This window comes from Peptoniphilus obesi ph1, assembly GCF_000311865.1.
GTDB lineage: Bacteria > Bacillota > Clostridia > Tissierellales > Peptoniphilaceae > Peptoniphilus_E > Peptoniphilus_E obesi.
In genome coordinates, this window is the sequence record NZ_HE978581.1 from 389,833 (window position 1) to 404,477 (window position 14,645).

At 30.2% G+C, this 14,645-nt stretch carries 15 protein-coding genes; all 15 read right to left on the bottom strand.

Translation table 11 applies throughout. From position 1 onward, the window contains the following. Window positions 1–16: 16 nt before the first annotated feature. The 15 genes from HGPB_RS05640 to HGPB_RS05710 all read right to left on the bottom strand — a co-directional run bounded on the left by HGPB_RS05640 (window position 17) and on the right by HGPB_RS05710 (window position 14,643). A complete protein-coding gene (locus HGPB_RS05640) occupies window positions 17–2,719 on the bottom strand; it encodes a cation-translocating P-type ATPase (RefSeq protein WP_019132739.1) in 2,703 nt (900 codons plus the stop codon). A 63-nt stretch (window positions 2,720–2,782) separates the two neighbouring features. Beyond that, on the bottom strand, window positions 2,783–4,564 hold the full coding sequence (locus HGPB_RS05645; protein WP_019132740.1) for a DUF4153 domain-containing protein: 1,782 nt from the start codon (window positions 4,562–4,564) through the stop codon (window positions 2,783–2,785). Between the two features lie 11 nt (window positions 4,565–4,575). Then, on the bottom strand, window positions 4,576–5,304 hold the full coding sequence (truA, locus tag HGPB_RS05650; protein WP_019132741.1) for a tRNA pseudouridine(38-40) synthase TruA: 729 nt from the start codon (window positions 5,302–5,304) through the stop codon (window positions 4,576–4,578). Continuing rightward, on the bottom strand, window positions 5,301–6,113 hold the full coding sequence (locus tag HGPB_RS05655) for an energy-coupling factor transporter transmembrane component T family protein (RefSeq protein ID WP_019132742.1): 813 nt from the start codon (window positions 6,111–6,113) through the stop codon (window positions 5,301–5,303). Before HGPB_RS05655 ends, truA begins: the two co-directional genes overlap by 4 nt. After that, window positions 6,106–6,972 carry an energy-coupling factor transporter ATPase gene (locus HGPB_RS05660; protein WP_019132743.1) on the bottom strand — a complete coding sequence of 289 codons (867 nt, stop codon included), beginning with the start codon at window positions 6,970–6,972 and terminating at the stop codon, window positions 6,106–6,108. The genes HGPB_RS05655 and HGPB_RS05660 overlap by 8 nt, the downstream gene beginning before the upstream one ends. Continuing rightward, window positions 6,945–7,781 carry an energy-coupling factor transporter ATPase gene (locus tag HGPB_RS05665; protein ID WP_019132744.1) on the bottom strand — a complete coding sequence of 279 codons (837 nt, stop codon included), beginning with the start codon at window positions 7,779–7,781 and terminating at the stop codon, window positions 6,945–6,947. The genes HGPB_RS05660 and HGPB_RS05665 overlap by 28 nt, the downstream gene beginning before the upstream one ends. A gap of 79 nt (window positions 7,782–7,860) precedes the next feature. Continuing rightward, entirely contained in the window at window positions 7,861–8,487 is a 627-nt protein-coding gene (gene pyrE / locus HGPB_RS05670; RefSeq protein WP_019132745.1) for an orotate phosphoribosyltransferase, read from the bottom strand. 1 nt (window position 8,488) lies between these two features. After that, a complete protein-coding gene (pyrF, locus tag HGPB_RS05675; protein ID WP_019132746.1) occupies window positions 8,489–9,190 on the bottom strand; it encodes an orotidine-5'-phosphate decarboxylase in 702 nt (233 codons plus the stop codon). Between the two features lie 50 nt (window positions 9,191–9,240). Continuing rightward, on the bottom strand, window positions 9,241–9,558 hold the full coding sequence (locus HGPB_RS05680; protein ID WP_019132747.1) for a YbjQ family protein: 318 nt from the start codon (window positions 9,556–9,558) through the stop codon (window positions 9,241–9,243). A gap of 15 nt (window positions 9,559–9,573) precedes the next feature. Continuing rightward, window positions 9,574–10,690, bottom strand: a protein-coding gene (gene prfB / locus HGPB_RS05685) for a peptide chain release factor 2 (RefSeq protein WP_148497898.1) whose coding sequence is annotated in 2 segments (ribosomal slippage) — window positions 9,574–10,611 and window positions 10,613–10,690 — 1,116 coding nt in all. Because the reading frame shifts where the segments join, the coding sequence is not laid out codon by codon here. A gap of 8 nt (window positions 10,691–10,698) precedes the next feature. Continuing rightward, window positions 10,699–11,688, bottom strand: a complete 990-nt coding sequence (locus HGPB_RS05690; RefSeq protein WP_019132749.1) for a PIN/TRAM domain-containing protein — start codon at window positions 11,686–11,688, stop codon at window positions 10,699–10,701. Window positions 11,689–11,823: 135 nt separating this feature from the next. Continuing rightward, the gene (locus tag HGPB_RS05695) at window positions 11,824–12,312 is read right to left on the bottom strand and encodes a CarD family transcriptional regulator (RefSeq protein WP_019132750.1); all 489 of its coding nucleotides are present in this window, start codon (window positions 12,310–12,312) and stop codon (window positions 11,824–11,826) included. A 101-nt stretch (window positions 12,313–12,413) separates the two neighbouring features. Next, on the bottom strand, window positions 12,414–13,721 hold the full coding sequence (locus tag HGPB_RS05700; RefSeq protein ID WP_019132751.1) for an MATE family efflux transporter: 1,308 nt from the start codon (window positions 13,719–13,721) through the stop codon (window positions 12,414–12,416). A gap of 144 nt (window positions 13,722–13,865) precedes the next feature. Next, on the bottom strand, window positions 13,866–14,351 hold the full coding sequence (locus HGPB_RS05705) for a ferritin (RefSeq protein ID WP_019132752.1): 486 nt from the start codon (window positions 14,349–14,351) through the stop codon (window positions 13,866–13,868). Window positions 14,352–14,373: 22 nt separating this feature from the next. Then, entirely contained in the window at window positions 14,374–14,643 is a 270-nt protein-coding gene (locus HGPB_RS05710) for a hypothetical protein (RefSeq protein ID WP_019132753.1), read from the bottom strand. Window positions 14,644–14,645: the final 2 nt, after the last annotated feature.

The following is a 14,645-nucleotide window of genomic DNA, read 5'->3' on the forward strand; positions in this document are numbered from 1 at the left end:
GGCTTATTTAAATTAATTATTTATTTTTTTGAGTTTTTTTAAATCTTATAACTTTTTGAATTTCACCAAGCACAAGTGGTATTAGTGATGCAACCACAACTATAGCCCAATCAACAAAAGATATGTCTGTTAAATGGAATAGGTCTTCTAAGAAAGGAACATACATTACAACAACCATCAAGAATAGTGAAAATAATGTTGCTTGCACCAATCTTTTATTTGAGAAGAAACCTATTTCCCAAAGAGTATGATTTATACTCCTTGAAGAATATGATCTAAATAATTCAGCTAAAATTAAAGTTGCAAATGCCATAGTTCTAGCATAAACAATTCCTTCTGGATGTCTGCCCATATCATTTAGTGCAAAGATATAAACTCCAAGAGTTGCGATTGTTATTGAAATTGATTGTATAACTAGGGTTATAGTTATTTCTTTATCAATTATAGCTTCTTGTGGATCTCTCGGCGGATTATTCATTACATCAGAATCTCCTCTTTCAACACCAAGTGCTAAAGCTGGAAAAGAATCTGTTACAAGGTTTAACCAAAGCAATTGAATTGGTAAGAATGGAGCTGGCAAGTTAAGGATTATAGAAATAAATATTATTAATATTTCTCCTATATTACAACTCAACAAGAAGGAAACAAATTTTTTAATATTTCCATATATAATTCTTCCTTCTTCAACTGCATTTACTATTGTTGCAAAGTTATCATCTGTTAAAATAACTTCGGCTGTATTTTTAGATACATCTGTACCAGTTATGCCCATGGCAATACCAATATCAGCTTTTTTAATTGCAGGAGCATCATTTACTCCGTCTCCTGTCATGGCAACAATTTCTCCATTTTCTTTTAAGGCCCTAACAATTTGTACCTTATTTTCTGGAGCAACTCTTGCAAAAACTCTTGTATCTTTTACAACTTCTCTAATTTCTTCAGGCGTCATGTTAGTAAGTTTAGAACCTTCTATCGCTTTTTCTCCCTCACCTAAAATTCCAAGGTCTTTTGCAATTGCTTTTGCAGTTTCTAAATAATCTCCAGTTATCATAACAGGATTAATTCCTGCTTGTTTACATTCTTCTATAGCTGCTTTTGCTTCAGGTCTTGCAGGGTCAATCATTCCAACTATTCCGACAAAAACCATATCTCTTTCAACAATTTCTGGATCTTTAGAAACAGAATCATTTGACTTATATGCAAAGGCAAGTCCTCTAAGTGCAGATCTTGCAAAGTCATCAATTTTTTCCAAAGCTTCTTCTTTTAATTTGTCAGTAAATTCTTCTTCTTTACCATTTATTAAAATCTTGCTTGAATTTTTAATAACTAAGTCTGGCGCACCCTTTGTCAAGCTGGCTAACTTATTATCTAAAATTGATTCGTTAAAAGTTGTCATCATCTTTCTGTCAGAATCAAAAGGTATTTCGTCAATTCTTTTGTATTTATCATTTAAGTCTTTGCTTGACATAGAAAGTTTTTCACCAAGAACAACTAAGGCTCCTTCAGTAGGATCTCCCATGATTTTATAGTTTCCATCTTCTTTTCTTAATTTGGAATCATTTGAAAGAACGGCAATTTGAATAAATCTTTCAAGAGAAGCTATATCTTCATTGTTTACTTTTTGTCCATCTAATTCTATATTTCCAACTGGTTCATATCCAATTCCACTTACATCATAAACTTTATTATCTATATAGATTTTTTTAACAGTCATTTCATTTTGTGTAAGGGTTCCAGTTTTATCAGAACAAATAAAAGTTGTTGTTCCAAGAGTTTCTACTGCAAGAAGTTTTTTAACAATGGCATTTCTTTCTGCCATATTGCCCATGCCTATAGATAAAACTATAGTAACTATAGCAGGAAGTCCTTCAGGAATTGCAGCAACTGCAAGTGAAACTGCTATCATAAACATTTCAAGTGGTTCGTTTCCATAAAGAAGACCAACACCAAAAATTACTGCACAAATTACAACAGTTAAAATTCCTAAAAATTTAGAAAGTTTTGCAAGTTTTATTTGTAGAGGAGTTTGCTCTTCTTCCATGGTTTTTATAGAAGTTGCAATTTTTCCTATTTCACTTTCATGTCCTGTATCTGTTACAATCCCTCTTGCCCTACCATAAGTAATAATTGAAGCTGAAAAAGCATAGTTTTCTCTATCTCCTATTCCAACATGGCCTTCAAGTTTTGCAGAAGCATCTTTTTCAACTGCAACTGATTCACCAGTTAGAGAAGATTCATCAATTTTTAAATTTGATGATTCAATTAATCTCATATCAGCAGGAACAATATCGCCTGTTTCTAAAACTACAAGATCTCCAGGAACAAGTTTTGTATTATCAATTTCTATCGCTTCTGAATCTCTAATAACTTTTACTGTTGGAGAACTCATGCTTTGTAAAGCTGCGATTGCTTCTTCGGCTTTTCCCTCTTGAATTATTGATAAAATAGTATTAACCACTACAATCAATAATATTACTAAAGAATCTACAATAGATCCCATTACTCCAGATACTATTGCTGCTACTAAAAGAATTATGATCATAGGGTCAAGTAATTGGTCTTTTAATTTATTAATAAAAGGCTTTTTCTTTTGCTCCTCTAATTTATTCTCTCCATATTCTTTTAATCTTTTCTCTGCTTCTTGACTAGATAAACCAGCTTCTTTATCTGTCGATAATTTTTCTATGACTTGGTCAAGATCCAAATTATACCATTCCAAAATATTCCTCCTTTTCAAAAAAAGGCTTCTGCACAAGCAAAAGCCTCAAATAAGCAAATAACATTAATCAACACTTGCTGTTAGTAGATAAAATTCAATATAGTAATTACTTAATTCATTTTTAGAACCATAATATCCAACCAGAGTGAATACTATCTTATATTTTATATTATTACTTACTCCCTCTATCTTTAAATCTTCAACATCGACTATATCTTTTGATTCTTTAAGAGCAATCATCTTGTCAAAGACTTCCTTGCCAGTGAAACTAGTTAAATCAAATTCATTTCTGCCATTTTTATAGCTAATTGTATAAGTTCCGTCTTCAACATCTACAAAATAATTTCCAACTAACGATTGTTTTATATCAAAAGAATCAAATTTTAAAATTTTATCATAGCCTTTTATATCAACAGGCCTATCAAATTTAAAATTATATTCACTGTCTCCAGAAAATAAGTTGTCATCTTCTATATTAAACCCAAAAACTTCTTCAAAGTTTTCGTTGTTAAATTCAAAATTCTTTGGAAGATATTTACTTTCCCAACTTCTGTGATTATTACTTAAATATTCAACAATTTCTTTTATTTGTATCTTATCATCTAGCGACACATTTTTCTTTGGTTTTATTTGATTAGACTCCAACATCCCATTCGCATTAAGTATTGAAGCAAGCCTTGCATCTTGACTAGATGCAGATAAATTATAGGCACTAACCGGACCAATTGTTGATAAAAATATTATAGCTGCAAGTGATATAAATATAAAAATATTACTATTGCTTCTATAAAATATATAATAAATCATAGAAATTAAAGTATATATTCCTGCTGCAATTACAAAATACCTGTTCTCTGTTAAACCATAATTAGATATCCTTATAAATATCGCATAAAACATCATAACCAATATAGGTATCATAATTACTTGGAAAAATTCTCTAAACTTTTCAACCAACTTATTTGATTTAATAACACTAGAGATAAATAATAATATAACTGTCAAAAGTGCAAAAACCAAGACTAAATTAGTTATTACGCCTTTTGGAAGTTCAGCCTGTATAAGTATTTTAAAAAAGTATATATACAAGATAAAAGCATAAATTATAAAAATAGGAACAGTTATATAGCTAACCAATATTACAAATGGTTTTGCAAGTTTATAGTTATCAAAGTCAATTTCATTTCTTGGAAAGTATGATAAAAATATGCCCACGTTAAAAGGTAAATAAATAATAATAAAAGTTATTATATAAACCTTATCTACAATCGCTATATCAAATAATTTTGTAATTAAAAAATATATAGCTGATAGTCCAATAAATAAAACAGTTGAAAAAGATAAGGATATAAACATTGCCTCAACTATTTTAAAAAAGTATTCTACAAAGTTTTTATGATTGAAAATTTTTCCAATAAAAAGACATGCACAAGATAGAAAAAGTAAAACTCCAAAATATACATATTTTGTATCATATGCCATAAAGTCTTCTTGTTGAAATAATTTTGAATAAACTCCAAATATTAAAATTAATAAAATTATTATTGCTGCTACTTGTATATATTTACTTCTTTTTAATTCATATTCATTTTTACTAGATGTCTTTAAAGCTTCTTTAAATAAGGTTAAAAAAGTTGCTCCAGCAGTTGCTATAATTAAAAGCCACGCAAGTTTAAAATACACTTGTCTAGGATCACTGGAATAATATTCTACAACTGTGTTTGATGCTACATAATAAGAGAAAAATATAGCTGATAAAATAACAAATACCATAGATGGTGTAAATCTTTTATAAGCAGACTTAGACCGGTTTAATGTATTTAAAGCTTTATAAAATATTTTCATCTTTCACTTCCTTAATAGTAGATTTTCTTTAAAAATAAGCCACAACTAGGCGCTGTTGGCCCAGCTGATTTTCTTCTTTTTTGGTCCAAAACTTCTTTCATATAAGAAGCTTCGAATTTCCCATTGCCAATTTGTATAGCCGTTCCAACAATGATTCTAATCATATTTTTTAAAAAACTCTTGCCATAGAAATCTATAACTAAAATATTATTTTTTTCTCTAATTTCTATCTTGTAAAGTTCTCTAATGCTATCTTTGACTATTGCACGTCTTCCCATAAAGCTTTTAAAATCATGCAGACCTATTAAGTAATTAAAGGCTTCCTGCATTTTTTCTATATCTAGTGGATATGGGTAGTGCATACAATTTCTATATAGAGAATTTCTGTATTTGCCCCTATATATATAGTAACTATATAGTTTAGCTTTTGCAGAAAATCTAGCATGAAAATCATCATCTACATATTCTGCCTTTATTACAGATATATCTTCTGGTAAATGATAATTTATAACCTTTGGTAAATTCCCAATGTCTATTTCTGTATCTGAAAAAAAGTTTACAACTTGCCCGGCAGCGTGAACCCCTCTGTCTGTTCTTCCTGCACTCTTAAGGTCAACTTTTTCTTTTAAAGTTTTTTCAATAGCTTTTTTTAAAACACCCTCAACTGTTATAACATCCGGTTGAATTTGATAACCAAAATAATTTGTTCCATCATAACTAATAGTGAGTTTTATATTCATATAAAATACTCCCAAATATATTTTATTGAAGCTAGAAATATAAAAAATCCAATATTTAATAAATAGGCAAGATAGTCTGATTTTTTATATTCAAGTTGTTTTAACTTAGTTCTTCCTTCTCCGCCCTTATAGCATCTCGCTTCCATTGCAATTGCAAGTTCATCTGCCCTTCTAAAAGAAGTTACAAATAGTGGAACTAAAAGTGGAATTAAATTTTTCGCCCTACTAAAAAGATTGCCTGATTCGAAATCTGCTCCTCTTGCTATTTGAGCTTTCATTATTTTATCTGTCTCTTCTATAAGAGTTGGTATAAACCTAAGTGCTATTGTCATCATCATAGCAATTTCATGTGATGGTACTCCAACTTTTCTTAGTGGCTTTAATAATTCTTCAATCCCATCTGTCATTTCTATTGGAGATGTAGTAAGGGTTAAAAGACTTGTTCCCATTACAAGCATAGTCAACCTAAATGCCATAAGTAAAGCCGTAGTTAATCCTTCATCAGTTATTTTAAAAATCCCATATCTCCAGATTACTTCTCCTGGTATTAAAAAAATATTTATAACAAAGGTGATTATGATAATCCATTTTAAAGGTTTCAATCCTTTAATTATAAATTTTAATGGCACCTTGGAAAGTTTTATTATAAATATCAAATATATAAAAGCAAAAAAATATGCTAAATAATTGTTGATGAAAAATAAAGTAATTATGTAAAGAAACATAATTATTATTTTTGCTCTTGGATCTAATCTATGAATAACCGAATCTTCTGGGTAATATTGTCCTATTGTTATATCTTTAAACATTATCTTTTCCTCTTAATAAGTCTGTTAAAATATTTTTCGCCTCTGCAACTGTGATTGCTGAAGTATCTACATCAAGTCCTTTTTCTTTTAACTTTCTCATAAACGATGTAACTTGTGGTACTCCAAGTCCAATTTCTTCAAGTTCTTCTTTATGTTTAAATATTTCTCTTGGCTTATCGTCCATATAGACTTTTCCATCTTTCATTACTATAATTCTATTTGCCAAACTTGCTATATCTTCCATAGAGTGAGATACAATAATTATAGTAATTTTCTTTTTTCCATATATTTCATGAATTTCTCTTAAGATTTCATCTCTTCCGGCAGGATCCAGTCCAGCGGTTGGCTCATCTAGGATTAAAACTTTTGGCTCCATAGCAAGAATTCCAGCAATAGCAACTCTTCTTTTTTGGCCACCAGAAATTTCAAAAGGCGACTTGTTACCATCTTTTTCATATGAAAGACCAACTGTTTCAATTGCATCTCTTACTCTTTCATCAATCTCTTCCTTACTCAGACCAAGATTTTGAGGTCCATAAGATACATCCTTGATAATAGTTTCCTCAAATAATTGATATTCTGGATATTGAAAAACTAGACCAATCTCTTGTCTAACTTTCTTTATTTTGGAACCTAGTTTTGATATATCTTCTCCCTCGATATATATTGCTCCCTCACTTGGTTTTAACAGTCCATTTAAGTGCTGAACCAGAGTTGATTTTCCTGATCCTGTATGACCTATTAAGCCTATAAATTCTCCTTCTTCAATTTTAAGGTTTACATTATCTAAGGCTTTTTTTGCAAATGTTGTGTCTTCTCCATAAATGTAGCTTACATTTTTTGCTTCAATAATGGCCATAATTCACCTACCAATTCATCAGTATTTAATATTTTACTATTAATATCAAAACCTTCTTTATTAAGTTCCCACGCAAGTTCTGTAACTTGAGGAACATCAAGACCAATTTCTTTAATCTTATCTACGTGAGAAAAAACTTCTCTTGGTTTTTCATCAATTAAAATTTGTCCCTTTTCCATAACAACAAGCCTGTTTGCCCTCGCTGCTTCATCCATATAATGAGTAATTAATATTATAGTCTTTTTTTCTTCTTTATTTAAATATTCTATTGTGCTCATTACTTCTTTTCTTCCGACTGGATCAAGCATTGCTGTCGGTTCATCTAAAATAATATATTTTGGACTAATTGCAAGTATTCCTGCTATTGCAATCCTTTGTTTTTGACCGCCAGATAACATATGAGGAGCTCTTCTTGCATATTCGCTCATGCCAACTGATTTAAGGGCTTGGTCCACTCTTTTTCTAATTTCTTTTGTTTCTATTCCAAGATTTTCAGGACCAAATGCAACATCTTCTTCTACTATTGTTGCAACTATTTGGTTGTCAGGATTTTGAAATACCATGCCAGTGTTAGACCTTAATTGCCAGATAGTTTCTTCATTTTTTGTATTTAGACCATCTACAATAACATCGCCTGATGTTGGTTGCAAAAGTCCATTTAGAAGTTTTGCAAGTGTTGATTTACCACTTCCGTTGTGGCCAAGTATAGCTACAAAATCTCCACTTTCTATATTCAGATTAAGGTCTTTTAATATAAGTTTTTCGTCTGTTTCATTATATTTAAAGTTTAAGTTTTTTATTTCTATCATTGTCTACCTCTTATCTAAATAAATAGTTTATTACAGCTAAGACTAGTTTTCAACATCTTATTACAGATTAGTATAATACTTATTTCATCCATGATTCATCTTCTGGATTTTGCTTCCATTTATTTATTTTTTCAATTTCTTCTTTCTTAATATAATCTTTTTCAACTGCAACTTCTGCAAGTTCATCAAAGCTAGCAAGTGAAAAATGTTTTAAATTATTCTTTTCAAAATTTTCTTTTGCTTTTTTTAATTGGTAAGAAAAAATTGAAACTATTCCAAGAACATCAAAACCAACTTCTCTTAAAGCATTTGCTACATCAATTGATGATCCACCTGTTGAAAATAGATCTTCAACTACAACTACTTTAGCTCCTTTTACAATTTTGCCTTCAATTTTATTATTTTTGCCATGATCTTTTTTTGAAGATCTTACAAAACCCATTGGTAAATCTAGTTTTTCGGCAACAAGTGCAGCATGAGGGATTCCAGCTGTTGCAGTTCCCATTATATATTCTACGTCGCTAAATTTTTCTTCTATTAACTTAGCTAGTTCTTCTTCAACAATTTTTCTATCTTCTGGAAAAGATAAAATAAGTCTGTTATCACAATATACTGGTGATTTTATTCCTGATGCCCAAATAAAAGGTTTTTTTGGTGATAAGCTTACTGCTTCTATATCTAATAAGATTTCTGCTATTTTTTTCATTTTATTCTCCTAAAAACATATTTTTAATTTCATTATAAGCCTTAATTGGATCTTTTGCTTGAGTTATTGGTCTGCCAACTACTATAAAATCAGAACCAAATTTTCTAGCCATTTCTGGTGTAACTACTCTTTTTTGGTCATCTTTTTTTTCATTTCCAAGTCTTATGCCAGGTGTTACACATAAAAAGTCTTTTCCAACACTTTCTTTTATATCTTCTACTTCAAGTGCAGAGCAAACAACTCCGTTTAAGCCTGCTTCTTTTGCTGTTTTAGCATATGAAACTACAACATCCTTAAGCTTTTTGTCTTTATCTATAAGTATGTCATCGTGCATTTGTTCTTCACTTGTTGATGTTAGCATGGTTATGCCAAGTGTTATCATATCTTTTTTATTTTCTTTTACTGCTTTGTTGGCACTTTCTAGCATTTCTCTTCCACCGGCTATGTGGTAATTTATTATATCTACATCAAGGTCAAGAAGTGAAAGGCTAGCTTTAGTTACAGTGTTTGGTATGTCGTGAAGTTTTAAATCTAAAAATATCTTATGTCCTCTTTCTTTTAGAGCTTTTATGATGCTTGGACCTTCTTTATAGAAAAGTTCCATGCCAACTTTTACATATATTTCATGGTCAAATTGGTCTACAAAATCTATTGCCTTTTTGCCGCTATTAAAATCTAAAGCAACTATTACATCTCTTTGCATATTTTACTCCTCTTCATAGAAAAGAGTGCATAATATTATGCACTCTTTTTTTATTTAAATTTTACTGCAGTTCCTGTTACATTGACAAGAATCATATTTCCTTGGCCCATTGATTCAAAATCAAATTTAATGCCAACTATACCATCTGCTTGAATTTCTTTTGCTCTTCTTATCATTTCATTCATGCAGTCGTTTCTTGAGCTAATCATCTCATCTTCATAGCCCTTACTTCTTCCACCTACAAAATTTCTAAGTCCTGCTCCAAAGTCTTTTACAAAATTTATCCCGTTTACAGTTTCTCCAAATACTAATCCAAGATATTCAGAAATTTCTTTGCCTTCAACTTTTTCTGTAGTTGTTAATATCATACTAACTCCTTTATCTTAATTATTTTCATTTGTTTTCATTTGTAGATAACCGTAGACAAATTCGTCAAGGTCTCCATCCATTATCCTATTGACATCTCCTACTTCAACCCCAGTTCTATGGTCTTTAACCATTGTATATGGTTGAAATACATAAGATCTGATTTGAGAACCCCATGCTATTTGTGAATAATTACCTTGCAAGTCTTCTATTTTTTCTTTTTGTTCTTCTTCTGCTAAGGCTATCAATTTTGATTTTAACATTTGCATAGCCTTGGCCCTATTTTGAATCTGACTTCTTTCATTTTGACATTGAACAACAATTCCAGTTGGTATATGAGTAATTCTTACAGCTGAGTCAGTTGTGTTTACGTGTTGGCCACCTGCTCCAGATGATCTGTATGTATCTACCCTTATATCTTCTTCTTTGATTTCAATATCTAATTCATCATCAAATTCAGGATAAACATCGATAGAAGAAAATGATGTGTGTCTTCTCTTATTTGAATCAAAAGGTGATATTCTTACTAGCCTATGGACTCCCTTTTCACATTTTAAGAACCCATACGCATTTTGTCCTTCAATTAAAATTGTAACAGATTTAATTCCTGCTTCATCTTCTTTTTGGAGGTCAAGCGTTTCAACTTTAAATCCATTTTTTTCCGCATACCTAGTATACATTCTATAAAGCATGCTTGCCCAGTCTTGCGCTTCTGTTCCACCTGCTCCAGCGTGGATTGTCATAACAGCGTTGCTATTATCATATTCTCCATTTAATAGGGTTTGAAGCTTAAATCTTTCTGAAGCTTTTTCTATATTGTCAACCGCTCTTTTAAAATCATCATAAAAAGTGTAGTCTTCTTCAAGCTCCATTAAATCTATAAGGTCTTGAGCATCATTAATTCTTTTATCTAGTTCTTCGTAAGTATCAATCTTACTGGAATAGTAATTTGCTTCTTTTATAACTTTTTGGGCAGCCTGTGTATCGTCCCAAAAACCGCTTTCTAATTGTTTTTTATTTAACTCTTCGACTTTTTCTTTTAAACTAGACAAGTCAAAGAGATTCACCAAGACTTTCCACTAAGGCCTTCGCTTCGTTTAAGCGTTCCTTGTCAAAATATATATTTTGTTCCATATAACCCCCTAAATTACTTTTGCAAAAATCATCTTGCCGGCTGATGTTTGAAGTGCTGATGTTACAATTACATCTACACTTTGTCCTAAAAGGTCTTTTGCCTCTTCAACTACAATCATAGTTCCATCATCTAAATAGGCAAGACCTTGATTATGTTCTTTACCAAGTTTTACTATGTCTACTCGCATTTCTTCACCTGGAAGATATACGGGTTTTACAGAGTTAGCTAATTCATTGATATTTAAAACATCAATATTAGATACCTTGGCAACCTTATTTAAATTATAGTCATTTGTTACAACTTTTCCATTTAACTCTTTTGCAAGAGCTAAAAGTTTCGAATCTACCTCTTTAATCTTATCGAAATCTTTATCATATATAAGTAAGTCAATATCTTCTGAATCTTGCATTTCTTTTAAAATATCAAGACCCCTTCTGCCCCTATTTCTTTTTAAGGCATCTGAAGAATCGGCTATATGTTGCAACTCTTTTAAAACAAAAGTTGGAATAATAAGTCTTCCTTCTAGAAAACCAGACTCGCAAATTTCTTTTATTCGTCCATCAATTATGACTGAAGTATCTAAAATCTTTGCAGAAGATTTTGCCTTTGTCTTATCTCTGAACTTGGTCTCGTTTTTTTGTGAGCCTATATCCTTAACCTTAATAGCTATATCTTCTTTGTTTTTAAGAGCTATACTTATTCCAAGATAAGCTAACATACCATAAACTATTACAGATAAGGCTGGTCCAACATAAGGAAGAGGTATTGCTAAAAGTGGTTGTGAAATTAAAAAAGCTATTATGAGTCCGATTACAAGGCCTAATGATCCAACTATTATTTCAGAAGAAGATCTAGCTTTTAGTTCATCTTCCCAAATATGTAAAATTCCTTCTATTCCCTTTAAGGCCTTTGGCGATAATATTAAAAATATAAATGCGAAAAGTACAATAATTAGTATTGAGATTATTGTTGTAAGTGTAGAATTTAAATTTTGCATAAAATCTAAATTCTTAATTAGTGTTAATACAACTGCTCCTATACCTGCTCCTATGATAGTAAATAAAATTTTAAAAATAATATCTACTATGTTTTTATTCTTATAAATAAAAATCCCTCCTTTCTTATTTTACTCTTATACCCTATCAAAGACTGCATCATCAACTAATTTTATAATAGCGTCTGGATCCTTTTTATAAACTAAGACCATTTCAGAAATTATAATTTGTTTAGCTCCTGTGAGCATCTTTCTTTCGCCAGTTGATAGAGATTTTTCTTGATCTACTCTTTCTAAAAATCTTACAACTCTTGCGATTTCTTTAATATCTCCTGATTTTATCCTGTCCATATTAAATCTATAACGTCTATTCCAGTTTGATGGCATCTTTGTCTTATCTTTTCCTGATAAAATTTCTAAAACTTCATCCATTTCTTCCTTGCCTAGAATATTTCTTACTCCAACTTCTTCGGCATTATCCACTGGTACCATTACTTTCATTTCTTTTATTGGCATTTTCAGGATATAATACTTTCTTATTTTACCAAGTATTTCCTTATCTTCAACGCCAACTATTACTCCTGCCCCATGCATTGGGTAAACTACTTCGTCGCCTATGTTATACATTATATCCCTCCTGCTAGACCATACATATATAGTATAACAAAAATAGGCTTAAAAGTAAATTTTATATGATATCACAATATTATATATTATGCAACACAATTCTATTTAAAATTTTTATATAAAATTCTCAAAAAATTAAGACTCAATAGGAATACTAAAAATTCAGTAATCACAAACGAAATCCAAATTCCTTCTATGCCAAGCATTGATGAGCAAATAAATGCACTTGGAACTAAAAGAATTAGTGCCCTAAATATTGAAATTACAAAAGCCTGCCTTGGTCTTTCTATTGATGCGAAAAAAGCACCTGAAATTATATTTATACTTGCAAAGAAAAATCCTAAAAAGTAAACCACTATTCCGTTTTCTGCCAGGATAGCTATTTGAGAATTCCCCTCTCCATTAAAGGCAGCAACTATAAATTCTCTATTAAAGTAAAATAATCCATAAATTAATAAGCTTATAATAAAGCCTAAAATAAAAGAATATCTAACAAGACTTCTCAAAGCTTTATTGTTATTTTTACCATGTTCTTTGCTTGATAGTGGTTGTAAACCATGAGATATACCAACAAAAACTGCAACTACTACAAGAGCAAGATTTGCAACTATAGCATAAGCAGCAACTCCAGTATTTCCTGCATTGATTAAGAATAAATAGTTAAATACAATTAAAGTAATTGATGATGATAATTCTGTGATAAATGAGGGGATTCCTAATGAAAATATAGTTTTTATGTATTTTATTTTTTCATGTTTTAAAAATTGAATTTCACTTTCTCCCCTAAAAAAGTGTTCGCTCATGATAAGTAAAGATATTATAGGTGAAAGACAAGTTGCAAAAGCGGCTCCAAACATACCCATATTAAAAATAAACATAAATATATAATCTAGAACTATATTTGATAAAGAACCTACAACCATACCAATCATGGCAATTCTTGGATTAGAATCGTTTCTGACTGCTGCAATTACTACATTATTTAAGATAAAAAATACTGAAAATCCCATGATTGTTTTTAAATAAATATTGGCCAAGTTTAAAGCTTCGCCTCTTGCACCTAAAAAATATAAAATTTTTTGTGAAAATCCCATTCCAAAAGTGAAAAATATAAGTCCAAATATTAATGATAATTTTATCGCACTTGTGAACACAATGTTTGCAACTTTTTGATTGTTTCTTGAAATATTAATTGAATATTGGGCCCCTGATCCAGAACCAATCATAAGTCCTATTGAGTTCATGATAGCAAATATAGAAATTGAAAAGTTTAAGGCGGCCAGACCGTTTTCTCCTGTTGCTTTTGCTATAAAAAAAGTATCTGCCAATATATAAACAGATATACTAATCATTCCCAAGACATTAAGACCTGCGTATTTTATAAAGTCCTTTAATAAATTATTGTTCATTGTGTCCTCCCTTTAATGCACATCTTGAAATTAAATAAATAACAATAGTCAACTGGTTAATAAACAACCTTATACAATATAAACTAAAAAAGAGAGAACATCAAGTGCTCTCTCTTTAAATCTTAATTATAATTTTTTATTAAATTAACCTCTTTTTGCAAGTAAAGAATCAAGTAGATATATACCTGACCAAGATTCGTTAGCTCTTTCAAATTTAGTGATTAGTGATCTGAATGTATCTTCTTCTTCAACTTGTTCTTTAATGAACCAACCTAAGAATTCAATAACTTCATAATTTTTTTCTTCTTCTGCCATTTCATAAAGTTCTCTTATGCATTTAGTGATATATTTTTCATGTTCTAAAGCTTCTTTAAATACTTCTAAGATTGTTCCGTATTCTTCTTTAGGTTCTTCCATAGCTTGGTATTTAACTTTGTGGTCTGTGTCAAATAAGAAATTATAGAATTTCATAGCGTGTTCAAATTCTTCTTTAGCTTGTTGGAAAAAGAAATTTGCACAGCCTTCTAATTCCATATCTTTAACATAAGCAGACATTGCTAAATAAGCATATCCACTAGCTAATTCATTGTTAAATTGGTCATTCATTTTTTTTATTAATTTTTCACTCATTATAATTACTCCTTTTAAATTTTTATGGCTCAAATAGCTCATATACTCCATATATATCCAGATCAAGTTCCACAAGTTTTCTTATAACCTTAGGAATCTCATCAGTTGGAATATTTAAACTAATGCCATTATATTTTAAAGTTGCTTTTCCGTAGTATTCTGAGTCAAATGTATTAAAATTATCGAGCAGAATATCAGTAACTTTATTCATATTTCCAATAAGAAAGAAGACATTACGTTCGTCTCCTGAATCGAGAGTATTTAGTTGATTAATTAGTAAAGTTTTAATCATTA